Genomic DNA, 25,391 nt, shown 5'->3' with positions numbered 1-25,391 from the left:
AATAGCAGATAAGTCACAGGGGTGCCAGCCTTGTGATCAGACTTTCACACGGAGACCTCCATGAACTTCCCCCAACCCCTGATTAAAGGCAAATTGATTCGACGTTACAAGCGTTTTCTGGCGGATGTGCTGCTGGACGATGGCTCAGAGGTGGTGGCCCATTGCCCCAACACGGGCTCCATGCTGGGCTGCCAGCCGGATAATGCGCGGGTTTGGCTGAGTGAGAGTGACAACCCCAAGCGGAAGCTTCGTTACACCTGGGAGTTGGTGGAGACCGCGCCCGGGGTGCTGGCCTGCATCAATACCGCGCGCCCCAATGCCCAGGCGAGAGAGGCCATTGAGGCCGGTCGGGTGAAAGAGTTGTCAGGCTATGGTAGTTGTCGGGGTGAAGTCCGTTACGGGGCTGAGAAAAGCCGTATTGATCTCCACTTGTCGGGGCACGACGAGCTCGCCGATGCCTGGGTCGAGGTCAAGAACGTCACCCTGTGTGAGGACGGCTCAGGGTTTTTCCCGGATGCCGTGACCACGCGGGGGCAGAAACACCTGCGGGAACTGATGGCGCAAGTGGCGGCGGGGGATCGTGCGGTCTTGCTGTTCGTGGTCAACCACACCGGGATCGAGTCGGTGCGTCCGGCGGACCATATTGATGCCACCTATGGGGTGTTGCTCAGAGAGGCGGCCGGCGCGGGGGTGGAAGTGCTCGCTTACCGTGCGGATCTTGGCAATAAGGCGGGGCCCACCGGCAGGCTGGCGCTGACCAGCCCTGTGCCCGTTATTCTGGACGCCTGACCAGAAGATCGTCACCGGTTTCGGTCACCTCCAGGGGGATCAGGGCGTCCCCCTGGCAGGGGCCGGCGATGCACTCACCGCTGTCTGGCAGAAACAGTGCGCCATGGGTGGCGCACTGAATGAAGCAGTTATCCGCATCCATGAAGCGACCGGGCATCCAGTTCAGTTCAATGCCCAGATGCGGGCAGCGGTTGAGATAAGCATAAACCTTGCCGCTGCGGCGGAACACAAAGCCCCGCTGATCCATTGTTTGTTGCTCAGGATTGCCCTTGACGAGTGTGAACTCGACAAACTGGCCCTCCCTGAGTTCAGCCGGTTGGCAAACCCGTTGCCATGATGGGGCGCTGGTCATCCCAGCCCGAAGTGCTGACGTATCCGGTCAGCAACCGCCTCGGCAACGTGCTCCTGATCGGTGTGGAGGTGGATGGTGTGGGTCTTTTCCTCGGTCGTCAGCGGTTCAAACCAGGTTTGCTGGGCATCGAGGAGTTCTTCAGTGGCTTCTGAGGCATCGCCGGAGCGTTTGCGAATCCACTCTCTGCGCAGATCTTCCGGGGCTTCACAATGGATCAGCGCGAACGGAATCCCCTGGTTTTCCGCCACATCCGTCAGCAGTGTCCGCTCACTCTGTTTCAGGGAGGCGGCGTCCACGATGACCGGAAGGCCGGCGCCAAGCAGGTTGCTGGCGATGTCGGCGAGCCGTTGATAGGTCTTCCCGGTGGCTTCTGGCGTGTAGATGTTGCCGCCGGCGGGCGATTTGCTCTGATCCAGCGGCCCCAGGCCAAACAGTCGTTTGCGCTCGACATCCGATCGCAAGCGAATCAGTCCGAGCTCCTCCGCCATTGCTGCACTGACGCAGGTTTTACCGCTGGCGGACAGGCCGGTAGTTGCCAGCATGTAAGGATTGGGAATGGCGCTGTAGCTTTCCGCCAGTTGGGCGTAGTCCTGATAACGCTGCATGAGCCCGGCTTTTTCGGCTTCCGAGAGCGAGGGATTGCCCAGGGTGAACAGCGCGATCTTGGCCCGGACCATGGCGCGGTAGGCCTTGTACAGGGGCAGCAGCGGCAGGGCGCCGAAGTCGTCCCGGTATTCCAGGTAGGTGTTCAGCACCAGATTCGCCAATGCCGGCTCGCGGCGGGATTCCAGGTCCATCAGCAGGAACGCCAGGTCATTGATGACATCAATCCAGCGGAAGGGCTCATTGAACTCGATGCAGTCAAAGACGGTAACCTCGCCGTTGAATACGGTGATGTTGGAGAGGTGGAGGTCACCGTGGCATTCGCGGACAAACCCGTTTTCCCGTCGGCTGGCAATCAGCTCCCGCTGGCGCTCGAACGTGGTGCGCGTCCACTCTTCCAGGTTGTCCAGCTGTTGCAGCAATGACTTGTCATCAAGCAGGGGGCGGATCTGGTCAAAGTTTTCCTGCATGGCGGCGTAGACCGCCTCCGGCGTGCCCAGGGGTTTGTCGCTGGCCACTGTCGGCAACTGTTCGTGGAAACCGGCGGCCTGCCGGGCCAGGCTGGTCAGCAGCTCCGGTGTCAGCGCGCCTTTTTCCTGGCGAACATCGAACAGCTCGTTCTGATCGAACTGGTGCATGCGGATGGCATACTCAAACGCTTCCCCATCGCCTCCGATTTGTGGGTTGTCCGGGGTTCCGGTGATCGGCACTACGTCCAGGTAAAGGCTTTCCGCGAGGCGGGAATTCAGTCTCAGCTCTTCTTCGCAAAAGTGCTTGCGGCGGTCCAGCGTGGAGAAATCGAGAAAGCCGAAATCCATGGGCTTCTTGATCTTGTAAGCATAATCGCCAGTCAGGATGACCTGGGAGATGTGAGTCTCGAAAACCTGGAATTCCGTGACCGGATGGTCATACAGCGCCTCATTCTGTAGCGCCAGAATCAGGTCGTGGGTGTTGGTGTCGCTCAAAGCTCTCTCCTCGCATTCCCTGAACTTGTTGATTTTTCTTGGACCTATCATAACGGGCAGATTACAGAAATAACACATGGATAACCTGCCTTCCGGGCCGATGCTTTCGTTATAATCGCGCCATGAAAAAAACATCACCCCCGAAAAAGTCTGCGAAGAAAAAATCCGGTAAGGGCAGTTCTGCAAAGCGGCCCTGGTTCTGGCGCCTGTTCTGGCGCGTTTCACTGACCGGGCTGGTATTGCTTGCCGGCTGGATGGTGTATCTGGATGCGGTGGTCACTTCCCGCTTCGAGGGACGGCGGTTTGAGGTACCCTCCCGGGTCTATGCCCGCCCCCTGGAGCTTTATGACGGCGCCAGCATCAGTTCCGGCGACCTCCAGCGCGAGCTGGAATTGTCGGGGTTCCGCAAGGGCGACGGCATCAGGCCCGGAACCTACAGCCGTAATGGCGGCCGTTTCGTGATCAGCTCCCGTGGCTTTCTGTTTGCCGATGGCCTGGCGCCCCGGCGCCGGCTGGCGTTAACGATCTACGGGGATCAGGTTCAGGATTTCCGGGTGGTGTCCGGCGAGAACTCCCCCATCGTCCGTCTCGAGCCTGCCCAGATCGGCGGTATCTATCCCGCTCACAAGGAAGACCGGGTGCTGGTGCAGCTGGATGAGGTGCCCGGGCTGGTCAAGGAAGCGCTGCTGACGATTGAGGATCGCGGGTTTTATGATCATTACGGTGTCGCACCGTTGTCCATTGCCCGGGCCATGATGGTCAACCTCCAGGCCGGTCAGATTGTTCAGGGCGGAAGTACGCTGACCCAGCAACTGGTCAAGAATTTCTTCCTGACCCGGGAGCAGACCCTGATCCGCAAGGGTAACGAAGCGTTGATGTCGGTGCTCCTGGAGCTGCACTACGAAAAAGACGACATTCTTGAAACCTACCTGAACGAGGTGTATCTGGGGCAGGCGGGGACCCGCAGCATCCACGGTTTTGGACTGGCCAGCCAGTTCTATTTCGGGGAGTCGATCCGGGATCTGGGATTGCATCAGGCTGCGTTGCTGGTGGCTATGGTCAAAGGGCCGAGCTACTACAACCCGCGCCGTCACCCGGAGCGGGCCATGGAGCGCCGGAACCTGGTTATCGATGTGATGGCAGAAGAAGGCATTGTCAGCGAGTCCGAAGCGAATCAGGCGAAAGCCCGGCCACTGGGAGTCAGTGAGAAGCCGTCGTATTCGGAAAACCGTTATCCGGCGTACATTGATCTGGTCCGTCGTCACCTGGCGCGGGATTACAAGGAAGAGGACCTGCAAAGCGAGGGGCTGCGCATCTTTACCACCCTGAACCCCGGGATCCAGAATGCCGCCGAGTTCGCAGTGGAAGACATGCTGTCCCGAATGGATTCGGGGTCGAGCGACACCACCCTGGAGTCCGCCATGGTTGTGACCTCCCGTGACAGCGGGGAGGTGCTGGCGATGGTGGGTGGTCGCGATCCCCAGTTTGCCGGTTTCAACCGGGCTCTGGATGCCAGGCGCCCCATCGGCTCACTGATCAAGCCGTTCATCTATCTGACGGCCCTGAAGAATCCGGAACGCTACACGCTGATCTCGCCAGTGGAAGACAAGAAGTTTTCCCTGGTCTTCGACGATGATCGCCGCTGGGAGCCTGATAACTACGATCATAAGGAGCGCGGCGAGGTTCCGCTGCACGAGGCTCTGTCCCATTCCTATAATCTGCCGGCGGTGAGGGTTGGCCTTGACGTAGGGGTGGATTCGGTCCGGGATACCCTTCAGGATTTCGGCGTAACCAGTCCGATATCCCAGTATCCCTCCATGCTGCTGGGGGCTGTGTCCATGACACCGGTGACCGTCGCGCAGATCTACCAGGGGCTGGCGACGTCCGGCTTCAATACGCCACTGCGGACGATACGCCAGGTAACGGATGCCGGTGGTGAGGCTTTGTCCCGCTACAGCCTGAAGGTGGATCAGGTGGCGGACCCTGCTGCCGTTCACCTTGTACAGTACGCAATGCAGGAAACCATGCAGGAGGGAACTGGGCGTTCGGTGTACCGGTTCGTGCCACAACAACTGAGCCTGGCAGGAAAAACCGGCACCACTGACGATGGTCGGGATTCCTGGTTTGCCGGTTTCAGCGGCGATCTGATGGCGGTTACCTGGGTGGGGCGCGACGACAATGGCCCGACATCCCTGACAGGGGCGACCGGTGCCTTGCCGGTGTGGGCAAGGTTCATGTCACAGGTGCCCCAGCATGGGTTTTCCCCGGTGGTACCGGATGGCGTGGATTACCACTGGGTCAACACACAACGGCAGGCTCTGAGTGATGAGCACTGCGACAATGCACGCCTGGTTCCGTTTATGACCGGTAGCGAGCCTGACCAGCAGGTCTCCTGCTCAGGCAATCTGGAGCGGCGGATCCGAGGCTGGTTTGAAGGACTTTTCCAATGAACACGACAACCCTGAGAAATGCCGGTTTGCTGGCGTTGACGCTGACGGTCGCCGGCTGTGCCTCGCCCGGCGGTTCAATATACGTTCCGGCGGGTGGCTCCTCCCGCGATGTGGAGGAAGCCCCCGAGCCGCCACGCACGTCTCCGAGGGAAGAGGAGACCCGCATCGAACGCAAGAGTGAGCAGCCACCAGAGCCGGCGCCGGACCGGCGCACAAGTTCACCGAGCTATCAGGACTCCGGTGATCAATTGTCTCCGGCGGCACAAAGCCTGATCAGGCAGGCCGATGGCTACCTGGCACAAGGGGATGCCGCGGCGGCGGTGGCGCAGCTCGAACGTGCCCAGCGAATTGCACCACGCTCAGCGGAAGTGTACTTCAAACTCTCCGAAGCTTATGTCGCCATGGACCAGCTTGGTTCAGCCGAGCAGTTTACGCTTAAGGGGCTGTCTCTGGCGGGGAGTGATGCCCGGCTGCAGCGGGCCGGATGGTTGTTGCTGGCGGATATTCGCAGGGCCCGGGGAAATGTGGCGGGCGCGGATCAGGCTGAGCAGAGGGCTGGGGCTCTTTGACTCTGACCGAGTTAAAAATAAGCCCCTGAAAACAGGGGCTTATTGGGCTGCAAGAAGAACTGACTTGATTACTGGATCGTTTCCGCGCTGGTTTCCTCGCCGGCAACAACCGTAACGTTCTGGGTTCCGATGAACTCCAGAGTGTCGTCTTGTTCGTTTTCATCAAACTGGCAAGAGTAGCTCACGGTGTAGGCACCCTCGGTCAGGAAGGCGGCGGTATAGTTATAGAGGCTGTCGTTTCCCTCATTACTGACCGGAACCACCATCAACGGTCCCTCTTCATTGTTGACATTCAGATCAGTAGGCGTTACATCAGCACCGCTGTAGATGTAGACTGAACCTTCGTACTCACATTCTACTGGGCCACTGTTGATGCCTGAGTAGTCTACCTCTCCGGTGATGGAGCCAACCTCCAGGTTATTAACCAGACGCAAGGCTGGTCTCAACATGTAATTAGCCAAAGCCTCTCCCGCAGGATTGACGATAGCCTTTCGTACGTCGAAGTCGATGGTGAAATCTGTACTGGTGTCGGCAGCGACTACGAACTCGCCTTGCAGCTTTAGGCCACTTTGCTCGCCGGACGGAACGGCTAGTGAATATTCTGTGTCACCAGTGCCATTCAGTTTAATAAATGAATTGTCGGTATCAACAATCAGGCGCAGTTGCGTGTAGTTGCCCGCCACGACTTCTTCATCGGTAATGAGTGGTTCGGTGACGCCACCCTGCAAGTCCAGCAAGTTAACGGTTTCAAACCCGTCCAGCGGGAATGAAATCCAGTCACCATCGGCAGGCTTCAGCTGGATCTCTGTAAACGCAACGGTGACGTTACTGAATTCAGTTGCCGGCGCATCCGTAAGGCCAAAGGAAACGGTGCCGGTTGCGTCGGAATCCGAACTGCCGCTACCACAGGCAGCAACCCCTGCAGCCAGGGCAGCAACCGTAAAGAGTTTCAGAGAGCGGTTCATATAAACCTCCGTGGTCTATTATTTTGAAAGTGCAGAACGCTGGAAACGCGCTACATGTCATTTATTAAACGATAGGAGTGGTTACCGGGTTCCTGCATTATTGTGAACGTTTTCTCATTTTCTGGACATAAAACTCAATCGGTCGGATAAAGTCTGCGTATGACGTATCCGCTAACTGGTATAGACTTGTCGACCGACTCCAGTCAGACAACGCTTTTAAAGCAAGGGCGAGTACCTGTTTTGGCATTACTTCCTTTCCGACCTTCACAGTCCAAACGATTTGAAAAGCTGGTTCAGCCACATTTGCAGGCCATGTACCGCTTCGCCTTTCGTCTGGCGGGGCAACAGCAGGATGCGGAGGATCTGGTTCAGGACGTCGTCGTCAAGCTCTATCCCCGTCTGGATGAACTGGAAACGGTAGATCAGTTGAGGCCCTGGCTGAACCGTGTTCTGTACCGACACTTTATCGACCAGGTGCGCCGCAAGGGGCGGCAGTCAGATCGCCCCCTTAGTGAAGTTGTGGATGCGGAAAGCCAGTCGGCCTATCTGGAGAGTTTTGCGTCGGATGACGCGGGGCCGGATGTGCAGCTGGATATCAGTCGTCTTGGGCCTGTCCTGGATCAGGTCATGGCGACCCTGGCCCCGGACCAGCGTGCCCTGATCATGCTCCACGATGTCGATGGCTGGCGGCAGGAGGACATTGCAGAGGTTCTTGATATCCCGCTGGGTACGGTTAAATCACGGTTGCACCGGTGCCGGGCGGCATTGCGGGAAAAACTGCAAAGGGAACTGGAACCTTTTTCAGACATCGGACGTGTGAAAGAATGAGGTGATGGATATGTCTTGTCGTGAATACCGGGAACTGTTGGTTCCCTACCTGTTAAATGAGTTGTCTGCGGATCAGGCTGCCCGGATGGAGCGGCATGTGGCGGACTGTGCTCATTGTGCGACGGGGCTGGCCAATGAGAAAGTGCTGCAGTCGACCTTTGCTGATCGTTATGCCATTCCGGATCCATCACCGGATTTTGAGACCCGGGTATTGGCTGCTGCCAGCGCCCGTGCCAACGGAGGATCCGCTCACCGTGGCTGGAGCACCCCAGTGGTTGGTGGCGCTATCGCTGCCGCGTTGGCACTGGGTATAGCCTTGGGGGTGGGTTTGAAACCTGGCGTGGATACGTCTCAGCCTGCGGTTGCGACCAGTCAGTCGGAGACTTCTGAGCCGTCGGTCAACGCCTCTCCGGTGGCCAGCGAGCCGGTGATCCAGACGGTGCGCCTGGCCTTCAGTTCAGGTCAGCCGCTTGAGAACGTGACACTGACGCTGGAATTGCCTGCCAATGTCGAATTGGCAACGTTCCCCGGCAGGCAACAGTTAAGCTGGAAAGTCGATCTGGAGCAGGGCGAGAATGTTCTGGCATTGCCGCTCCGGGTGCTGTTCCCCGGAACCGGGGACCTGGTGGCGCACATTGACGATGGCCAGCGCCAGAAAACCTTCAGGGCAGCGATCCCCGGTCAGACCAGGGCAGATAACACGGAGCCAGCATCATGACAACGCACGACAGGCAGTGGTTAAAGCCGGCACTGATGTGCCTGGTGGCGCTATTTGCATTACCAGCAATGGCTCAGGCCAGGGATGACCTGGATGTGACCATGCGAATGGTTGTGGATGACGAAGATTTGACCAGTTCAGTGGTTCGGGAGATCGAATTGCCCGAGCCCATGGTGTCGGGGAAAGCTGATCGCCGGGGCGCGCCTGACGTTCCTGCCCGTCCGGAACGGCCGGATATTGACACTGCTCTGGACGCCATGGAGCGTGGGCAGGAGATTGGCGAGTCGGCTTCCGAAAGGGCGAGCGAAGCGCGCGAGATCATTGACTCTGATCGTCCCGGCAATGATGGACTGCTGGACACGTTACCCGGCAAGGACGATATCAGCGACTTGCCGGGGACGGGTGATGTGACCGATGGTGTTGGTGAACTATTGGACGGCGCCAGCGATAAGCTTGATAAGGATAACCTCGAGCTGTAACCGTTCGACAACAGAACAGAAATTTCCCTTTGCTGGTACGAAGCAGTGCGTACTTATGGCAGCGCACTTTTTTCCTGCCTCTCCTTGTTATACTCTCCTGAGTTAACGTCGGCGATACTGGCCTTGAAGCCAGCACGCCGGTGAACGTTTTCCTCAGGCTCCGGAGAGATCTGTTTGCAGGCTGCAGTTCGGCTTTCCACTCTATCTTGCTTGTTGCTGATAGCGACCATTTCTGCTCCGGCAGCTGCCTCCGACGTTCCCAGAGAACGGATGGCTGCCGGTATTGAACACTTCCAGAGCGGGGATCTTGAGTCGGCCAGACATGCGTTTGAAGACGCGCGGGCGGCAGGGCTTGAGAGCCATTCCCTGCTGTACAACCTCGGTGTTGTGTATTACCGGTTGGGTGAATACGACCTGGCCGAAGACGCATTCTCTGCGCTGCTTGAAACCGCCAACAAAGCATTGGCGGAATATAACCTTGGGCTGGTAGCCAAGGCCGCGGGTGATTTGGAGGCTGCCAACAGGTGGTTCGTCCGCGCGTCTGCAGAGTCTTCTCCCGAGAAAATCCGGGCGCTGGCCGCTATCCAGCTTGAGGAGGCAGGAGAATCCGAATCGCCAGCCCACCCCTCGATGCCCTGGATGGGCTATGTGTCCCTGGCGGGGGGCTACGATAACAACATTGCCAGTGTCCCGGAGTCCGGGAGCTCCGGCCGCGAAGGCGGTTTTGGTGAGTTGCTGGCGGCAGGGTCGGCAGATGTCTACCAGTCCGGCGACTCGGTTTTTCGGCTGGAAGGCGCTGCATACTCTCGCCAATATCCTTCGGAGTCCGAATTTGATACCGACCTTCTTCAGTTCGGAGCTGGCTGGCTGACAGGCCTTGGGCCGGGCAGAGCCGGCGTCACCGCTGGTATCAGCCAGTCCTGGTTTGATTCTGATGCACTTGAGCGTACCTATCGGCTGGATCTCTCCTATCGGCTTGACCAGTGTCCCTATGCAGGTTCCGGCTCGCGGTGTCAGGCATCGGTGTCATCCGGGTATGTTGAAGGCGGTGACGGGTTTGAGGCCTATGACGGTCAGTGGTACCAGGCCCGACTGAAGGGGCGTAAGGATTACACCCACTGGCGCATTGATGCCCAGTATCGCTGGGACCTTAATGCCCGAGAGGACCTGGAAGCGGGTGAGCAGTTTGTAAGCGTGTCTCCACAGCGGCACATGGCAGAGTTAACACTCCGCTATAAGGTGTCGCAACGTTGGAGCGTCGGAGTTGAAGGCAGTTACCGTCACAGCCGCTATGCGGATCCCCACCGTCTGTTCAGTTCACAGGGCGTTCTGGAAACCGAGCGCCGGGTCGACAAGCGCACGCAGGGCACCCTGTTGACGGAATACGCCTTGAGTAACCACTGGTTCGTAAGGGGCGAATGGATGTTCAGGGATAACCAGAGCAGTCTCACTCGCTATGACTACCGTCGGCAGACGGCTTTGGTGGGTATTGAAGGCGTGTTCTGATCCCCGGTGGCTGAGTCAGCCACCGGGACAGTACTGCTGTTTTGTTATAACCCGGCGTTTTTCAACCGGTTGGCGTGTTGCTGGAATACGGCCTTCGGATCAGTTTCGAACAGGCTGTGCAGGCCCAGGGTCTGATTGACCTCATCCAGATGGTTCATGAAGTAATTGTCCCGGATGACCTTGCCGAAGTGGTTGCTGCAGCGCCCCACCAGGCCGTCGTTGTCACTGAATGCGAAGGCCAGGCTGGTGGTGCCGAGCAGGGCATCGGACAGGTCCAGGGCGTTGGTCAGAACGCCGGTGCCCCCCCAGGAGTAGAAACGCACCCCATTGGCGGAATACGCGCCCTCACCGCAGGCAGTGGACGGAACGCCGTCTGGTGCAAAGTTGTTGAATTCAGCGCTTCCCTGGGTAGTCAGTGAATACAGGCTGGCGCTCATATCCTGGTCGTAGCCGCCGCCTGACAACAAATCAATGAGACCGCCCAGCGCATTGCCCAATGTGGCGCCCAGGCCTTCGGCCGGAGAGCCGACAATCAGGTCGGCAACCGGAGACCCTTTATGGGGTGAGCCCACGGAAGTAACGGAAGCGACCAGATCCGGTCGTACATGGGCGACGTATCGGGCGGTGGGGCCGCCGTGGCTGTGACCGACCAGGTTAACCTTGCCATGAACTGCCGCGATGGCCTCCACCTGAGGCAGGAGCGCTTCGCCGCGGGCAATCGTGCTGTCCAGGGCCGGTACCTGGGTGGTGTAGACGTCAGCGCCGTATTTGCGCAAATCTTCAGCAACACCGTACCAGTAATCAACACCGGCAATGGAATCAAAGCCAAACATTCCGTGTACCAGCACAACGGGGTATTGGGTATCGGTGTAGTCGGATGGAGTAGAGTCCCACCATGCGAGGGTGGGTGCGGACCATGCGAGAACACACAGCATAGCTGCTGCTTTAAGCCATTGTTTCATTGTTAGACCTACATTGTTGTTGTTTAATTGATCATCTCGTATGAGATTTGCACATACTTTGATCAAGTAGGTATCAAGTCAATGTCCGGGGCAGGTGTTGTGGCTAGAAAGGACTGAATTTGTGAGGGGGGTCACGGGCGTGGCCCCGAATGACAAGCGAAAGGCGCTTGTCATTCGGGTGCGGGTTTACAGTGTCTTCATGACCCGTTTTGCCGCGGCGATGGTGTGATCAATGTCATCCTGTGACAAGGCAGCGTTAGTAAACCCGGCTTCAAATGCGGAGGGAGCCAGATAGACGCCTTCCTTCAGCATGCCCTGGAAAAAGGCCTTGAAGCGTTCCACGTCACACGCCATGACTTCGTCGAAACGGGTGATGGCCGGTGCGTCGGTGAAGAAGAAGCCAAACATGGCGCCCGCGCTCTGCACCGCCAGAGGAATGCCGGCTTCATCCGCGGCTTCCTTGAGCCCGTCGCGCACGGCATTGGTTTTCTCGGTCAGTTGGTCATAGAAGCCCGGTTCGGAAATCGCGTTCAGCGTGGTCAGCCCCGCACACATGGCCAGCGGGTTACCGCTCAGGGTTCCGGCCTGGTACACCGGGCCGAGAGGAGAAATATGCTCCATGATCTCCCGCTTGCCGCCAAAGGCGCCCACCGGCAAACCGCCACCGATGACTTTGCCCAGGGCCGTCAGGTCAGGGGTGATGCCGTAGTATCCCTGCGCGCCGCCCAGTGATACGCGGAAGCCGGTCATCACTTCATCGAAAATCAGCACCGTGCCGTGTTCATCACAAACCTCGCGCAGTGCTTCCAGGAAACCCGGGGCCGGCGGAATGCAGTTCATGTTGCCGGCAACCGGCTCCACGATAATGGCGGCGATTTCATCGCCCATCCTGGCAAAGGTTTCCCGCACGTTGTCGATATCGTTGTAGGTCAGCGTCAGGGTGTGCTCGGCAAGGCTGGCGGGAATGCCGGGGGAATTGGGTACGCCAAGGGTCAGCGCGCCTGAACCGGCCTTGACCAGCAGGGAATCCACGTGGCCGTGGTAGCAGCCTTCGAATTTGACGATCTTGTCCCGGCCGGTGTAGCCCCGGGCCAGACGGATGGCGCTCATGGTTGCCTCGGTACCGGAGTTCACCATGCGGACAAGATCAATAGAGGGGACCAGTTCGCACACCTTCTTGGCCATTTCAGTTTCAATGGCGGTGGGTGCGCCGTAGCCGACACCGAGATCAATCTGGGTGTGGAGCGCGTCCTTGATCAACTGGTTGGAGTGGCCGAGGATCATTGGTCCCCAGGAACCGATGTAATCGATATAGCGCTTATCATCCTCGTCGTAGAGGTAGGCGCCCTCGGCATGCTTGAAGAAAATGGGCGTGCCACCCACGCCGCGGAATGCCCGCACCGGAGAATTAACGCCGCCGGGGATGTATTTCTGGGCCTCGGCAAAGAGGGTTTCGGAGTGAGTCATGGTTTCAGGGCTCCTGAATATTTGAAAATGTGTCGTGAGTTGTTGTCCGGGACTGGAACAGCGGATGGTGGGCGGCAAACAGTCGCGCGAATGCTTTCGCCTGTTGTTCCGTGTGTTCTGGGCCGCCGCCGAACAACCCGCCGACGACAGCCAGCATATCCGCCCCGGCCTTGATAAGATCTTCCCCGTTCCGGGTAGTAATGCCGCCAATGGCGGTCAGCGGCCGATGGTACTGGCGGGCTTTCGCCAGTATCGACAGCTCCGCAGGCGGGGCATCGGGCTTGGTGGTTGATCCAAAAAAGCGCCCGAAAGCAAGGTAGTCTGCTCCCTCCCCGGCTGCTTTCGCGGCCAGCGCCAAATCACCGTGGCAGGTAGCGCCAATGATTGCGCCGTCGCCGAGTTTTTTTCTGGCGTCCAGAAGCGAGCCATCGGTCTGACCCAGGTGAACGCCGTCTGCGCCGACACGCTGCGCCAGGTCGGGATCGTCATTGATGAGCAGGGGCACGCCCGCGTTGCAGCAGGCAGCGACGAGGTTTCGGGCCTGGTTCAGGCGCGTCACCGCTGAGCTGTGTTTGTCACGGTACTGGACCAGTACCGCGCCGCCCCTCAGTGCAGCCTCCACCGCCGGGAGCAGTTTGTCCTCCGGCAGCAGATCGCTGTCGGTAATGGCGTAAAGGCCTGGTGTGAGGCGCTTCGGAAAGGGAGTGGCTGTCATGAGCTCAGCGCTCCCAGGGAATGCCGCGATCCGGTACTGGCTGGCCGCGACCAACCTCCAGGGCGTGGAGTATGGCGTGGTTAACGAAATTCTGTGCCTGGGATATCGCAGCCCGCTGCGACAGTCCCGCAGCGCGACCAGCGGCAATGGCAGCCGCCAGCGTACACCCGGTGCCGTGATATTCCCCGCCTACCCGCTCAATCTGCCATTGCAGGGGATCGGCATGGTGAGTGAAGAGGGTGTTGGTGATTTGCGGGCCCTCGCCGTGACCGCCGGTGGCCAGAACCGATTGGCAGCCTGCTGCCATCAGCCTCTGCGCGGCTTCGGCCGGGTCATCGCTGTCGCCAAGCATGGCCAGCTCAATCCCGTTGGGGGTAATCATCTCCGCACAGCTGAACAGGTGCTCCTTCATTGCCTGGATCAATGCGGCGTCCGCCAGATCGCCGCCTCCCGCGGCTTTGATAACCGGATCGGTAATCACGGGGATGTCGGCGTTCCGGTGCAGAAACTCCACCAGAACATCAACGACTTCGGCATTGCCCAGGGCGCCGGTTTTAATGGCGTGAATGGGGGCGTCTGCCGCCACACGGTCCAGTTGCCTGCGGATAAGGTCTGCATCAACAGCGCTGGCGTCGTATACGTTGCAGGTATCCTGAACGGTCAGGCAGGTCAGGATCGGCAACGGATGGCAGCCCAGTGCGGTGATGGCCTGAATGTCGGCCTGGATGCCGGCCCCTCCCGACGGGTCAAGGCCAGACAGGATCAGTACTTGGGGGCGAGTATAGCGTTTTATGGTTCAGCTCCTCAGAATGGTTTGACAACGACCAGGATGACCACGGCTACCAGTACCAGTACCGGCAGTTCGTTAAACCAGCGATAAAATACATGGCCCCGGGTGTTCCGGTCATCCCGGAAAACCTTGACCAGGTGGCCGCAGTAAAAGTGGTAGGCAATCAGCAGCGCGACCAGTGCCAGTTTGGCATGCATCCAGCCCTGACTGAAATAACCGGACACATTGTAACTGATCAGCCAGATGCCAAAAATGAGGGTGGCTATCATCGATGGGGTCGTGATGCCCCGGTACAGCTTGCGTTCCATGATCTTGAAGCGTTCACGTCCGGGCTGATCCTCGCAGGCAGCGTGGTACACGAACAGTCGCGGCAGATAGAAAATGCCGGCGAACCAGCAGACCAGGGAAATAATATGGAGGGCCTTCACCCAGAGCATCGCTTAACTCCGTCGGTATTGGTAATAACTTTCAATGTCGGATTTCAGCACGATGCCGTATACGCGCTGAATCATCGGGGCAACGTGGCGCTGTACGTACAGTGCTTCCGCGTTGGTGCTGTCGAATACATCCAGCGCCTCTTCCAGGGTGGCCTGGTATTGTACCGGGGCAACATCCCGGCGGTTGGCGGGAATTTCCATCAGGTCGATGGTTTCCGGAAGTTTTGCCTCCTTTTCTTCAGCCAGTTTTCCAGCATCTTCGATATAGCGGGCAAGGTCCACGGCGGGAAGCAGTGCAGTGGGGCCGCTGCTGCCTTCCACGACCAGCCATTTGGGTTCTGATTTCAGTATCTTGCGAGCTTCGTCCATCGACAGGTGTCTTTCAGTACGTAAAATGCTGCGGTCCATGATGGCGCCGACGGACACCCGTCGCAGAGCCTGGATGACGGGGGAGTTCTGATAGCTGAGGCCCTGGCTCTTCAATATTGTCAGGAACAGGGATTTCTTGCCGAACACCTCGCTGGTTACCAGGCTCGCGGTGGTGATAATCAGCATGCCAGGTAACATGATGTGCGGGTTTCGGGTCAGCTCCATCAATGCCATCAACGCTGCCAGTGGCGCCTGCAGTACCGCACCCATCATGGCTCCCATGCCCAGCATGGCGTAGAAGCCAACGGAAGATGCTGTCTCTGGGGCAATCTGGGCGCCGACAAGTCCCATTGCGCCACCCAGGGTAGCGCCCATGAAAATGGTGGGGCCGATGACGCCGCTGGGCATTCCGAGCCCAATGGTCAATGAGGTGATAATCAGTTTGGCGATGCCTGCCCCCAGGAGCAGCCAGAACGCCAGGTGACCGTGGATGGCGAGGTCGACGGTATCGTAGCCGATGCCCATCACTTCCGGAATCAGCAAAGCGAAGGGCACCATCATCAGACCACATACTGCGAGGCGCAGCAGTACCGGACGATGGTGGTAACGGCCCATCGTGTCTACTAGATGAATAAATATGGCGGCGGCTACGCCAATAATGATGGCAATGACAAGAATCCAGGGGATTTCCATCAGGGAATTCATGGTCAGGGCGGGCACGCTGAATGCAGGCTCCGATCCGTAGATCGCCTGCGAGACAATCGCTGCACTGACCGCGGCGAGAATGATCGGTGTAAATCCGGCGATGGTGTACTCCATCATGACCACTTCCATGGCAAAGATCACGCCAGAAATCGGCGTGTTGAAAGAGGCGGATATCGCTGCTGCACAACCGCAGGCCACGAGGGTTCTGATGCTGTTATTCGGCAACCTCATCCACTGCCCCATCAGACTGGAAAAGGCGGCCCCAAGGTGTACAGCCGGGCCTTCACGACCGGCGGATTGTCCGGTGACAACGGTGCTCACGCCGGTGATGAACTGAACGATGGCGCTACGAACCGGAATATAACCCTGATGATAATTCAGGCGCTCCATGACGTGTACGATGCCCACTTTGCGGTCGTGAGTCGCCAGGCGATGGAGAAACAGGCCAAGTGCCAGGGCGCCTGCCAGCGGGAGCAACCCACGGGTCAGAAGGTCGAGTTCCTCGAAGGATTCTGACCCTTCGCCCGGGAGGAAATACTCTAACGGCCATTCAATGGCCAGGCGGAACACCAGGATGACGCCCCCGGTGATCAGCCCCGAGAGCAGACCCAGTACGGCCAGTTGTGGCAAGGCGTCAACGCCGGAGAGCCTGCGGCGGAATACGGGAATCAGGTGCTCGGTAATCTGGTGCCAGATCTTTCGCATGAACGCCGGAGTTCCGGTTGAGGGTGGATCGTAGGGTTATTGTAACGGTCGCCTGTCGGGCTGCAATAAGTCGTTGGTTTATCATGTTAGACTAGTAGTCAAAACATGACTCGTATTTTGCAGAACCGAATGAGGCTGGAGTAACAGGTGATAAAAGTAGGCATTGTAGGCGGAACCGGCTACACCGGTGTGGAGCTTCTAAGAATTCTTGCGGTCCATCCTGAAGCAACGGTGAGCTGTATCACTTCCCGTTCGGAAGCGGGCCTCCCGGTTGCGGAGATGTATCCGAATCTTCGCGGCTATTATGATCTGGCGTTCTCTGAGCCGGATGTAGACACTCTCTCTGCCTGTGACCTGGTGTTTTTCGCGACCCCCCATGGCGTGGCCATGCGCATGATGCCCGAGTTGATGGCGGCGGGCACCCGGGTTGTTGATCTGTCCGCCGATTTTCGCCTGAGGGATCTGGACGTGTGGGCCAACTGGTATGGCATGCCCCACGAAAGCCCGGAATGGGCCGCAAAAGCCGTTTATGGCCTTCCCGAGGTGGTGCGGGACGAAGTACGCGATGCGCAACTGGTGGCGAATCCTGGCTGTTACCCGACGGCCGTCCAGTTGGGCTTCCTGCCGCTGTTGGAGAATAATCTGGTGGATCCATCACGGCTGATTGCCGATGCCAAATCCGGTGCCAGTGGCGCCGGCCGTCAGGGTAAGATCGGCATGCTCCATGGCGAAGTCGGTGAAAGCTTCAAGGCCTATGGGGCTTCGGGACACCGGCACCTGCCGGAGATTCGTCAGGGCCTTAGTCATGCCGCCGGAAAAGACGTGGGTATCACGTTTGTGCCTCACCTGGTTCCCATGGTGCGTGGTATAGAGGCAACCCTGTACGCCGAGCTGAAGAATCCACAGGACTTTGATCAGTTGCAGGCGCTTTACGAGCATCGTTTCCAGGATGAGCCTTTTGTGGATGTGATGCCATTTGGCAGTCATCCCGAAACCCGCAGCGTACGGGGAGCAAACCATTGCCGGATGGCCCTGCATCGTCAGGAAAACAGCAACATTGTGATTGTTTCCTCTGTCATCGATAACCTGGTGAAGGGTGCGGCAGGGCAGGCGGTGCAGAACATGAATATCATGTTTGGTCTGAAAGAAACTCTCGGGCTGGAAACGCCCGCTTTGCTGCCATAGGAATCGCCGGTGAGTGAACCAAGAAAGCCGGCGGAAGAATATGTTGTTATCCGCCACCGACCGGGATACAGGCTAAGGCGCACCCTGATACTGCTGGTGTTTTCAGTGGTTGCCGCAGTTGGCGGATATGCTGCGGGGCTCGCCCAAGGCGGCTTCCGCTTCTCCTCCGTTGAGGATAGCCGTGACCAGCTTGAGCAGGAAGTGGAGGATCTTCGGGCAAATTATCGTGATGCGTCCCAGCAGTTAACGAATCTGGAGCGGGGGCGCGCGATTGACCAGCAAGCACTGAATCAGACTCGCAAGACCATCGTTGGTCTGGAAACGCAGATTGCTTCACTGAAGGCTGACCTGACTTTCTATCAGAATATCATGGCGCCTTCGGAGACCAGTAAGGGGTTACAGGTGGACCGGTTGTCACTGCAATCGGGGCGCGACGAGAATGATTACGGCTTCAAACTTGTCCTTACCCAGGTGGGAAACAACAAGAGTTATATTTCAGGCGTTGTCGCCGTTAATGTGATTGGCATGCGTAGTGATGAGAAAGAAGTCATCGCGCTTCGTGACCTTTCCGGTGATATCGACGATCTGGGCGTAAAATTCCGCTTCCGCTACTTCCAGGATATCGAAGGCCAGCTTGAGCTGCCGTCGGATTTCCAGCCAATGGAGGTGCAGGTAGTTGCCCGGTCCGAAGGCAGCAAGGCCGCACAGGCGGAACGTACATTTAATTGGGTTGATTTAACGGAGAACTGACATGCTCGGCAAGAAAAAACAGGCACCCCGTCGTCCAACTGGGCATTTTGACACGTTGGTTTCATCGCGCACGACGGTGGAGGGGGATGTACATTTCTCCGGCGGATTGCACGTTGATGGCCGCGTTCGTGGCAAGGTGGTCGCGGAGGAGGGTAGCGACGCAGTGCTCAGGGTGTCTGAAGTGGGCGAAATTACCGGCGATATTGTCGCACCCCATGTGATTATCAATGGTAACGTCAATGGCGATGTCTATGCTTCAGCCCATCTTGAACTGGCCGAAAAAGCCTCTATCAATGGTAATGTCTATTACAACCTGATCGAGATGGCAATGGGCGCCTCGGTGAATGGTAACCTGGTACACCAGCGTGAGCCGGTGGGGTTGCTGAACAGTGACGCCCATCAGCATGGCGCCAGAGAGGCTGCGGAACGCCCGGATGACGTGGAAAACCGGGTGGAAACGGAATAGTTGACTGATTTGGTCAGGAATATGATAATCGTGTGCATCACACGTATAGTAATCCGGAGGCGGACTTGAGTGTAGTTCAGCAACAAATGGCCACACCGCTGTTTCTCAGTGATAGCGCCGTGGCAAAAGTGCGCGAGCTGGTTGAGGAAGAGGGTAATTCCCAACTCAAGTTGCGGGTTTTTGTGACTGGTGGCGGTTGTTCCGGGTTCCAGTACGGTTTCTCGTTCGATGAAAGTCAGGACGAGGAGGACACCACCATCGAGAAGGATGGAGTGACGCTACTGGTGGATCCGATGAGCTATCAGTATCTGGTAGGGGCAACGGTGGAATATACCGAAGGTCTGCAGGGCTCCCAGTTTGTGGTGAGCAACCCGAATGCGAGCTCCACCTGTGGCTGTGGCAGCTCTTTCTCTATCTGATCAGGCGAAATAGACCGCCCCGAGAATTCTCTCCCTTGACGCTCCGGTTACTTCAGGCAAGTTGCCGGGGCGTTTCTCCAGTGTTTGCTTTGCCAGCCAGGCAAAGGCGACAGGTTCCACCCACTGTGGATCCAGCCCTAAATCTGCGGTCGATGCGATCGTCAGCGGACTGCAGGTTCGTTTCAGTTCCCGCATCAAAAACACGTTCCGGGTTCCGCCGCCACAGGTAAATACTGTCATCCCCGGCGATTGCGGCAGTTGGCGTGCAATGGAAACCACTGTCAGCTCCAGCAAGGTGCGCTGGACGTCGACGGCTGAAGCATCGCTGTGTCTGTGGGCCAGCGTCTTTACCCACTCAAGATTGAACTTTTCTTTGCCGGTGCTTTTGGGGGCCGGTCGGGAAAAATAGCCATCCGAGAGCATGTCTCCGAGTAATTCATGGTGAACAATGCCTTCCTCGGCCCAGCGTCCGGCTTCGTCATAGGGGCGTCCGGTTTGGTAGTGGCACCATGCGTCCAGCAGCGCGTTGGCGGGGCCGGTATCGAAACCGCTGACCTTTTGATGTTCGCCTGCTGGCAGCCAACTGATGTTGGCGATTCCGCCCAGATTGAGAATGCAGCGGTCCTCGGTCTCCGAACCGAAAAACATCTTGTGGAAAGCGGGAACCAGTGGTGCGCCCTGGCCGCCTGCCGACATGTCACGTCGGCGGAAGTCGGCCACGGTAGTGATGCCGGTGCGTTCGGCTATCAGGTTGGGGTCGCCAATTTGCAGGGAAAAGGGCGCATTGCCCCCCGGCTGGTGGCGAACGGTCTGACCATGGCTGCCGATAGCAGCGATGTCGCCCGGGGACATGCCGGCCTTGTCGAGAGTCTGGATAGCCGCTTTGGCAAACAGGCTGCCAACAATATGGTCCAGCTCACCCAATTCGTCGGGCGTTCCCTGATTCTGACTGAGCTGAGCCAGGCGGTGGCGAATGTCGTCGGGGTACGGAATGCTGTGGGTGGCATGTATGAAGATCCGGTCACCCGGAAACGACACCAGCACGGCATCAATACCGTCCATGCTGGTGCCGGACATCAGTCCCAGCCACGTGCTCACGGGTTACTCGTCCTGATCTTGGGCCAGTGCGAGTTGCTGGTGGCCATCGCGGTACACTTCGAACTGGGCGACCCTCTGCTCCGCAAACTGGCTGAAACGGGCCATCTCGGATTTGGGTACCGGTTTGGCATCCGGCAGATCCACCGTGCGGGAGTTTCGTGGCGCACCGTTCTTGCGGAATTCATAGTGCAGGTGTGGCCCGGTGACCATGCCGGAGGAGCCAACGTAGCCGATGGTCTCTCCCTGCTTCACCCGGGATCCATTCCCGATGCCTTTGCCTAGCCGACTCATGTGGGCATAGAGCGTGGTTATGTTGTCACCGTGAGAAAGAATCACGGTGCGACCATATCCACCCTTCCAACCCGCGAAATGCACTCGACCATTCCCGGCGGCTTTGATGGGCGTGCCGGGAGGAGCGGCATAGTCAGTGCCTTCATGAGGCCGGACAACATCAAGAACTGGATGGCGGCGCTGCATATTAAAGGGAGAGGATACCCGTGCATTAATTGGCGTTCTCAGGAACGCCTTGCGCATGCTGGAGCCGTCGGGTGCATAATAATCACTGTCTCCATTGCTGTCGGTATACAGCAGCGCTATGTTCTCTTCGCCTCTGTTAATAAAACGGGCAGAAAGGATCCGACCAGTATCAAACTTTTCACCGTCCAGGTAGAGTTCTTCGTAAATCACCTCGAACCGGTCGCCCTTGCGAACATCGTATACGAAGTCGATGTCCCAGCCGAAGATGCCGGCCATCTCCATGGCAAGCCGGTCGCTCATTCCAGCCTCCCGGGCTGCAACATAAAGGGAGCCGTCGATCACACCGGAAACGAAGGCGGGGCGGGCCTCGGGTTCGCGGACAATGGTTTCACCCTTGAAGCCATCTTCAACTCTGGAGATGTGAAGCGTTTCCAGTAAGCTGCGTTTCAGGTCGATAGCGGCCAGGTCACCATTGGCATCGGTTGCGAAGGCAATGGTTTCGCCTGCATAAAGGCGTTGCAGCTTGTCTGCTTCGCCTTCGCCATGGATGACCTTCAACATAATGCCGTCGTTGAATCCGGCATCACGAAACAGGGAAGACAACGTGTCCCCGGACTTGATCTTGTGTTCCTGCCAGTTCAGCTTGGGCGCCTGGTCTTCTGCTGGACTGTTGATTGCCAGCTCCGCTTTCGCTGGAACTGCGCTATCGTCCGAATCTGGAGTACTGTTACTTGAGGTCGGCGTGCCTTCTTTGGGCGCAGAATTGGTGACAGGGTTGCCATTCAGGTCCAGGGAATAGGACATCCTCTTGGCCTCAACATCAGAGCTGGGGCTCATTAGAATGGCGGCCGTTACTACCACGGTGGCCGCGGCAGCAATGGTAATGTGTGTTTTGGGAAGCGTTTTCAGCACGTGTGACACCCGTTTTAATCGGTATTCCGGTAGGTTGAACTACCTAATTAAAGCTGTTGATAAAGTATAGTCCAACAGATTACCGCATAAAATGCGTGTGGGACAGCTCGGAACATTACAGTTACTGGTCCATTCTCCAGATTTCTGGTGGCGTCATTGCTATAATACGCCGCCCTGAATGTTCGGGTCTGTTCAAAAACTGAACGACTCTAATGTATCAGGGGATCGGGTAACTCACAGATTTCTTTTGTAGAGGTCTGTAACTGACAGAATCTTTCTAGATAAAACTGGGGACGTGTAGTTCATGGCATCTATCGATGAGGCGTTAGCCATAATCAAGCGTGGCGTTGACGAGCTGATTCCGGAAGACGATCTGGTGGCGAAGCTGAAAGAAGGCCGCCCTCTGCGCATCAAGGCGGGGTTTGATCCCACGGCGCCCGATCTTCACCTTGGGCATACTGTCCTTATTAATAAGCTCCGGCAGTTTCAGGATCTCGGCCACGAGGTTATTTTCCTGATCGGGGACTTCACGGGTAAGATCGGTGATCCGAGTGGCAAGAGCGCTACCCGTCCTCCATTAACAGACCAGCAGGTGGCGGAAAACGCCATTACCTATAAAGAGCAGGTGTTCAAGATCCTGGATCCGGCCAAAACCCGCGTTGTTTTCAACTCCGAATGGATGGGGAAGATGACCGCGGCGGATATGATCCGGCTGGCGGGCCAATATACGGTGGCCCGGATGCTGGAGCGTGATGACTTCACCAAGCGTTACCGCGCCGAGCAGTCCATCGCTATTCACGAGTTCCTGTATCCGCTGGTTCAGGGCTACGATTCTGTGGCGCTGGAAGCTGACGTGGAACTGGGCGGGACCGACCAGAAGTTTAATCTTCTCATGGGGCGCATTCTGCAGAAGCACTATGGGCAACCGGCCCAGGCTATTCTGACCATGCCGATACTTGAAGGGCTGGATGGTGTTCAGAAGATGTCCAAGTCCCTGGGGAACTATATCGGTGTTAATGACTCTCCTGGTGAGATGTACACCAAGCTGCTTTCAATGCCGGATGATTTACTGTGGCGTTACTTCGAGCTGCTGAGCTTCCGGCCGCTGGCGGAAGTGGAAGAGTTCCATGCCGCCGTAGACGGTGGCGCTAATCCCCAGGAGTACAAGAAGCTGCTGGCGGAAGAGATTATTACCCGTTTTCATGATGCCGAGGCGGCGGCGACCGCTCATAAGTCGGCGGGCAACCGGGTTGGTCTTGGTGAGATTCCCGAAAATGTGCCAACGGTGGAAGTGTCCCTGGCGGGGCGCGGGGAGTTGCACATCGTGTCGTTGCTGAAAGAGGCGAATCTGGCGAGCAATGGTAAGGCCGCAAAAGATGTGTTTGGTCGTGGGGCGGTATACATTAATGGTGAGCAGGTAACCGATGAGCGGATGTTTGCAGCCGGTGATGACTGCGTTGTCCAGGCAGGCAAGAAGAAGATTGCCCGCGTTTTGGTTAAGGATTGAACGGAACCCGGGGTTTTTGAGAAAATATCAAAAAGCTCGTTGACACCTCGCCTGAGCTCTGTAGAATGCGCATCTCTTTCGAGGGGTAAGCCACTTAGGCGGCTCCGGATTCGGAAGGCAACTGTTTGAAAGTATTGAAGAAAGCGAGTTTCAAATTTCTTCAGAAAGCAGTTGACAAGGTGGCGGTTCAGTGTAGAATGCGCGCCTCGATACAGCAGTAAGCCGGTTCATTTTTCGGCGGTTTCCGGAGACGGAGACAACGAGAAATAAACGGTTGACAAGGCGGCGGAGCGATGTAGAATACGCCACCTTGATCGGGCAAGCCCCGAACGCTCTTTAAAAAGTTAACCAAGTAATTCGTGTGGGCGCTGGCCGAGGTATTTCGGATACGAAATATCAGGACAGTGACTCGTCGAAATTGAGTTTTGTCTTGAGCAAGAATAGAGAATCTTCGGATTCTTGTATGATTTAAACTGAAGAGTTTGATCATGGCTCAGATTGAACGCTGGCGGCAGGCTTAACACATGCAAGTCGAGCGGTAACAGGGGGAGCTTGCTCCCCGCTGACGAGCGGCGGACGGGTGAGTAATGCTTAGGAAACTGCCCAGTAGTGGGGGATAGCCCGGGGAAACCCGGATTAATACCGCGTACGCCCTTCGGGGGAAAGCAGGGGATCTTCGGACCTTGCGCTATTGGATGTGCCTAAGTCGGATTAGCTAGTTGGTGGGGTAAGAGCCTACCAAGGCGACGATCCGTAGCTGGTCTGAGAGGATGATCAGCCACATCGGGACTGAGACACGGCCCGAACTCCTACGGGAGGCAGCAGTGGGGAATATTGGACAATGGGGGCAACCCTGATCCAGCCATGCCGCGTGTGTGAAGAAGGCTTTCGGGTTGTAAAGCACTTTCAGTGAGGAGGAAAACCTTATGGCTAATACCCATGAGGCTTGACGTTACTCACAGAAGAAGCACCGGCTAACTCCGTGCCAGCAGCCGCGGTAATACGGAGGGTGCAAGCGTTAATCGGAATTACTGGGCGTAAAGCGCGCGTAGGTGGTTTGATAAGCGAGATGTGAAAGCCCCGGGCTTAACCTGGGAACGGCATTTCGAACTGTCAGGCTCGAGTGTGGTAGAGGGTAGTGGAATTTCCTGTGTAGCGGTGAAATGCGTAGATATAGGAAGGAACACCAGTGGCGAAGGCGGCTACCTGGACCAACACTGACACTGAGGTGCGAAAGCGTGGGGAGCAAACAGGATTAGATACCCTGGTAGTCCACGCCGTAAACGATGTCTACTAGCCGTTGGGACTCTTGAAGTCTTAGTGGCGCAGCTAACGCACTAAGTAGACCGCCTGGGGAGTACGGCCGCAAGGTTAAAACTCAAATGAATTGACGGGGGCCCGCACAAGCGGTGGAGCATGTGGTTTAATTCGACGCAACGCGAAGAACCTTACCTGGCCTTGACATGCAGAGAACTTTCCAGAGATGGATTGGTGCCTTCGGGAACTCTGACACAGGTGCTGCATGGCCGTCGTCAGCTCGTGTCGTGAGATGTTGGGTTAAGTCCCGTAACGAGCGCAACCCCTATCCCTAGTTGCTAGCAGTTCGGCTGAGAACTCTAGGGAGACTGCCGGTGACAAACCGGAGGAAGGTGGGGATGACGTCAGGTCATCATGGCCCTTACGGCCAGGGCTACACACGTGCTACAATGGTGCGCACAGAGGGCTGCAAACCCGCGAGGGGGAGCTAATCTCACAAAACGCATCGTAGTCCGGATCGGAGTCTGCAACTCGACTCCGTGAAGTCGGAATCGCTAGTAATCGTGAATCAGAATGTCACGGTGAATACGTTCCCGGGCCTTGTACACACCGCCCGTCACACCATGGGAGTGGATTGCACCAGAAGTGGTTAGTCTAACCTTCGGGAGGACGATCACCACGGTGTGGTTCATGACTGGGGTGAAGTCGTAACAAGGTAGCCGTAGGGGAACCTGCGGCTGGATCACCTCCTTAAACGAAGCCGAATGCTTCGGTCAGAGTCCACACGAATTACTTGGTTGGCTAATAAAGAGAGCAAAAGGGTCTTTCGGACCCGACTTGGCTTGTTGTAGGACAAGCAAAACCGGGTCTGTAGCTCAGGTGGTTAGAGCGCACCCCTGATAAGGGTGAGGTCGGTGGTTCAAGTCCACCCAGACCCACCAGAATT

At 57.4% G+C, this 25,391-nt stretch carries 23 protein-coding genes, 1 tRNA gene and 1 rRNA gene; 14 read left to right on the top strand and 11 right to left on the bottom strand.

Features of this window, described 5'->3' with window-relative positions; genetic code table 11:
- Positions 1–60: 60 nt before the first annotated feature.
- On the top strand, positions 61–789 hold the full coding sequence (gene sfsA / locus ACJO3M_RS10535; protein ID WP_407001335.1) for a DNA/RNA nuclease SfsA: 729 nt from the start codon (positions 61–63) through the stop codon (positions 787–789).
- Here the strand turns inward: sfsA and ACJO3M_RS10530 are convergent.
- Together ACJO3M_RS10530 and ACJO3M_RS10525 are read right to left on the bottom strand one after the other, a co-directional pair.
- Complete coding sequence (locus tag ACJO3M_RS10530; protein WP_407001334.1) at positions 773–1,141, bottom strand: Rieske (2Fe-2S) protein; 369 nt, start codon at positions 1,139–1,141, stop codon at positions 773–775. The two genes, sfsA and ACJO3M_RS10530, sit on opposite strands and share 17 nt — an antisense overlap.
- Positions 1,138–2,760, bottom strand: coding sequence for a bifunctional aminoglycoside phosphotransferase/ATP-binding protein (locus ACJO3M_RS10525; protein WP_407001333.1), 1,623 nt, complete (start codon positions 2,758–2,760; stop codon positions 1,138–1,140). The genes ACJO3M_RS10530 and ACJO3M_RS10525 overlap by 4 nt, the downstream gene beginning before the upstream one ends.
- 71 nt (positions 2,761–2,831) lie before the next feature.
- On the opposite strand from ACJO3M_RS10525, the gene mrcB reads away from it, so the two are divergent.
- A complete protein-coding gene (mrcB, locus tag ACJO3M_RS10520) occupies positions 2,832–5,159 on the top strand; it encodes a penicillin-binding protein 1B (protein WP_407001332.1) in 2,328 nt (775 codons plus the stop codon).
- Entirely contained in the window at positions 5,156–5,728 is a 573-nt protein-coding gene (locus tag ACJO3M_RS10515; protein ID WP_407001331.1) for a tetratricopeptide repeat protein, read from the top strand. Before mrcB ends, ACJO3M_RS10515 begins: the two co-directional genes overlap by 4 nt.
- A 68-nt stretch (positions 5,729–5,796) precedes the next feature.
- Here the strand turns inward: ACJO3M_RS10515 and ACJO3M_RS10510 are convergent, their stop codons facing one another.
- Complete coding sequence (locus ACJO3M_RS10510; protein WP_407001330.1) at positions 5,797–6,693, bottom strand: DUF4382 domain-containing protein; 897 nt, start codon at positions 6,691–6,693, stop codon at positions 5,797–5,799.
- Positions 6,694–6,933: 240 nt separating this feature from the next.
- On the opposite strand from ACJO3M_RS10510, the gene ACJO3M_RS10505 reads away from it, so the two are divergent.
- From ACJO3M_RS10505 to ACJO3M_RS10490, 4 genes are all read left to right on the top strand, one after another.
- The gene (locus ACJO3M_RS10505) at positions 6,934–7,521 is read left to right on the top strand and encodes an RNA polymerase sigma factor (protein ID WP_407001329.1); all 588 of its coding nucleotides are present in this window, start codon (positions 6,934–6,936) and stop codon (positions 7,519–7,521) included.
- Between the two features lie 4 nt (positions 7,522–7,525).
- Entirely contained in the window at positions 7,526–8,239 is a 714-nt protein-coding gene (locus ACJO3M_RS10500) for an anti-sigma factor family protein (protein WP_407001328.1), read from the top strand.
- Positions 8,236–8,718 (top strand): hypothetical protein, encoded by a 483-nt coding sequence (locus ACJO3M_RS10495; protein WP_407001327.1) that lies wholly within the window; start codon positions 8,236–8,238, stop codon positions 8,716–8,718. The genes ACJO3M_RS10500 and ACJO3M_RS10495 overlap by 4 nt, the downstream gene beginning before the upstream one ends.
- 270 nt (positions 8,719–8,988) lie before the next feature.
- Entirely contained in the window at positions 8,989–10,224 is a 1,236-nt protein-coding gene (locus tag ACJO3M_RS10490; protein WP_407001326.1) for a tetratricopeptide repeat protein, read from the top strand.
- 44 nt (positions 10,225–10,268) lie between these two features.
- Here ACJO3M_RS10490 and ACJO3M_RS10485 read toward each other — a convergent pair whose 3' ends face one another.
- From ACJO3M_RS10485 to ACJO3M_RS10460, 6 genes are all read right to left on the bottom strand, one after another.
- Positions 10,269–11,186, bottom strand: a complete 918-nt coding sequence (locus ACJO3M_RS10485; protein WP_407001325.1) for a lipase family alpha/beta hydrolase — start codon at positions 11,184–11,186, stop codon at positions 10,269–10,271.
- 186 nt (positions 11,187–11,372) lie between these two features.
- Entirely contained in the window at positions 11,373–12,653 is a 1,281-nt protein-coding gene (gene hemL / locus ACJO3M_RS10480) for a glutamate-1-semialdehyde 2,1-aminomutase (protein WP_407001324.1), read from the bottom strand.
- Positions 12,654–12,657: 4 nt separating this feature from the next.
- Positions 12,658–13,368, bottom strand: a complete 711-nt coding sequence (thiE, locus tag ACJO3M_RS10475; protein ID WP_407001323.1) for a thiamine phosphate synthase — start codon at positions 13,366–13,368, stop codon at positions 12,658–12,660.
- 4 nt (positions 13,369–13,372) lie between these two features.
- Positions 13,373–14,131, bottom strand: coding sequence for a bifunctional hydroxymethylpyrimidine kinase/phosphomethylpyrimidine kinase (thiD, locus tag ACJO3M_RS10470; protein WP_407001414.1), 759 nt, complete (start codon positions 14,129–14,131; stop codon positions 13,373–13,375).
- A 41-nt stretch (positions 14,132–14,172) separates the two neighbouring features.
- Positions 14,173–14,595, bottom strand: a complete 423-nt coding sequence (gene hemJ, locus ACJO3M_RS10465) for a protoporphyrinogen oxidase HemJ (protein WP_407001322.1) — start codon at positions 14,593–14,595, stop codon at positions 14,173–14,175.
- A 3-nt stretch (positions 14,596–14,598) separates the two neighbouring features.
- Complete coding sequence (locus ACJO3M_RS10460) at positions 14,599–16,374, bottom strand: chloride channel protein (protein WP_407001321.1); 1,776 nt, start codon at positions 16,372–16,374, stop codon at positions 14,599–14,601.
- Positions 16,375–16,521: 147 nt separating this feature from the next.
- On the opposite strand from ACJO3M_RS10460, the gene argC reads away from it, so the two are divergent.
- From argC to erpA, 4 genes are all read left to right on the top strand, one after another.
- Complete coding sequence (gene argC / locus ACJO3M_RS10455; RefSeq protein ID WP_407001320.1) at positions 16,522–17,559, top strand: N-acetyl-gamma-glutamyl-phosphate reductase; 1,038 nt, start codon at positions 16,522–16,524, stop codon at positions 17,557–17,559.
- Positions 17,560–17,568: 9 nt separating this feature from the next.
- Positions 17,569–18,309: a DUF6776 family protein gene (locus tag ACJO3M_RS10450; protein WP_407001319.1), complete on the top strand. Its 741-nt coding sequence runs from the start codon at positions 17,569–17,571 to the stop codon at positions 18,307–18,309.
- Position 18,310: 1 nt separating this feature from the next.
- Positions 18,311–18,775, top strand: a complete 465-nt coding sequence (locus ACJO3M_RS10445) for a bactofilin family protein (RefSeq protein ID WP_407001318.1) — start codon at positions 18,311–18,313, stop codon at positions 18,773–18,775.
- 86 nt (positions 18,776–18,861) lie between these two features.
- A complete protein-coding gene (gene erpA / locus ACJO3M_RS10440; protein WP_406988987.1) occupies positions 18,862–19,194 on the top strand; it encodes an iron-sulfur cluster insertion protein ErpA in 333 nt (110 codons plus the stop codon).
- On the opposite strand, the gene ACJO3M_RS10435 is transcribed toward erpA, so the two are convergent.
- Positions 19,195–20,292: an anhydro-N-acetylmuramic acid kinase gene (locus tag ACJO3M_RS10435; RefSeq protein ID WP_407001317.1), complete on the bottom strand. Its 1,098-nt coding sequence runs from the start codon at positions 20,290–20,292 to the stop codon at positions 19,195–19,197. It lies immediately after the preceding gene.
- Between the two features lie 3 nt (positions 20,293–20,295).
- Positions 20,296–21,681, bottom strand: a complete 1,386-nt coding sequence (locus ACJO3M_RS10430; protein WP_407001316.1) for an OapA family protein — start codon at positions 21,679–21,681, stop codon at positions 20,296–20,298.
- A gap of 304 nt (positions 21,682–21,985) precedes the next feature.
- Between ACJO3M_RS10430 and tyrS the strand changes: the two genes are divergently transcribed.
- The 3 genes from tyrS (at position 21,986) to ACJO3M_RS10415 (ending at position 25,386) form a co-directional block, all read left to right on the top strand.
- The gene (gene tyrS / locus ACJO3M_RS10425) at positions 21,986–23,188 is read left to right on the top strand and encodes a tyrosine--tRNA ligase (protein WP_407001315.1); all 1,203 of its coding nucleotides are present in this window, start codon (positions 21,986–21,988) and stop codon (positions 23,186–23,188) included.
- 470 nt (positions 23,189–23,658) lie between these two features.
- A 16S ribosomal RNA gene (locus ACJO3M_RS10420) occupies positions 23,659–25,198 on the top strand.
- 111 nt (positions 25,199–25,309) lie between these two features.
- Positions 25,310–25,386: transfer RNA gene (locus ACJO3M_RS10415), tRNA-Ile, on the top strand.
- The last annotated feature ends 5 nt before the right edge of the window (positions 25,387–25,391 follow it).

Source organism: Marinobacter alkalisoli (genome assembly GCF_045449795.1).
Taxonomy (GTDB): Bacteria; Pseudomonadota; Gammaproteobacteria; order Pseudomonadales; family Oleiphilaceae; genus Marinobacter.
The sequence above is the reverse complement of the archived record's forward strand: the minus strand, read 5'-3'. Positions and strand labels throughout refer to the sequence as shown.

Bases quoted from the DNA above. Each gene is read 5' to 3' on its own strand.
- hemJ (WP_407001322.1), bottom strand. From the start codon at position 14,595: ATGCTCTGGGTGAAGGCCCTCCATATTATTTCCCTGGTCTGCTGGTTC.
- ACJO3M_RS10500 (WP_407001328.1), top strand. From the start codon at position 7,526: ATGGATATGTCTTGTCGTGAATACCGGGAACTGTTGGTTCCCTACCTG.
- ACJO3M_RS10460 (WP_407001321.1), bottom strand. From the start codon at position 16,374: ATGCGAAAGATCTGGCACCAGATTACCGAGCACCTGATTCCCGTATTC.
- erpA (WP_406988987.1), top strand. From the start codon at position 18,862: ATGGCCACACCGCTGTTTCTCAGTGATAGCGCCGTGGCAAAAGTGCGC.
- sfsA (WP_407001335.1), top strand. From the start codon at position 61: ATGAACTTCCCCCAACCCCTGATTAAAGGCAAATTGATTCGACGTTAC.
- thiE (WP_407001323.1), bottom strand. From the start codon at position 13,368: ATGACAGCCACTCCCTTTCCGAAGCGCCTCACACCAGGCCTTTACGCC.
- ACJO3M_RS10495 (WP_407001327.1), top strand. From the start codon at position 8,236: ATGACAACGCACGACAGGCAGTGGTTAAAGCCGGCACTGATGTGCCTG.
- ACJO3M_RS10445 (WP_407001318.1), top strand. From the start codon at position 18,311: ATGCTCGGCAAGAAAAAACAGGCACCCCGTCGTCCAACTGGGCATTTT.
- ACJO3M_RS10515 (WP_407001331.1), top strand. From the start codon at position 5,156: ATGAACACGACAACCCTGAGAAATGCCGGTTTGCTGGCGTTGACGCTG.
- ACJO3M_RS10525 (WP_407001333.1), bottom strand. From the start codon at position 2,760: ATGATAGGTCCAAGAAAAATCAACAAGTTCAGGGAATGCGAGGAGAGA.
- ACJO3M_RS10490 (WP_407001326.1), top strand. From the start codon at position 8,989: ATGGCTGCCGGTATTGAACACTTCCAGAGCGGGGATCTTGAGTCGGCC.
- tyrS (WP_407001315.1), top strand. From the start codon at position 21,986: ATGGCATCTATCGATGAGGCGTTAGCCATAATCAAGCGTGGCGTTGAC.
- ACJO3M_RS10530 (WP_407001334.1), bottom strand. From the start codon at position 1,141: ATGACCAGCGCCCCATCATGGCAACGGGTTTGCCAACCGGCTGAACTC.
- ACJO3M_RS10485 (WP_407001325.1), bottom strand. From the start codon at position 11,186: ATGAAACAATGGCTTAAAGCAGCAGCTATGCTGTGTGTTCTCGCATGG.
- ACJO3M_RS10510 (WP_407001330.1), bottom strand. From the start codon at position 6,693: ATGAACCGCTCTCTGAAACTCTTTACGGTTGCTGCCCTGGCTGCAGGG.
- mrcB (WP_407001332.1), top strand. From the start codon at position 2,832: ATGAAAAAAACATCACCCCCGAAAAAGTCTGCGAAGAAAAAATCCGGT.
- hemL (WP_407001324.1), bottom strand. From the start codon at position 12,653: ATGACTCACTCCGAAACCCTCTTTGCCGAGGCCCAGAAATACATCCCC.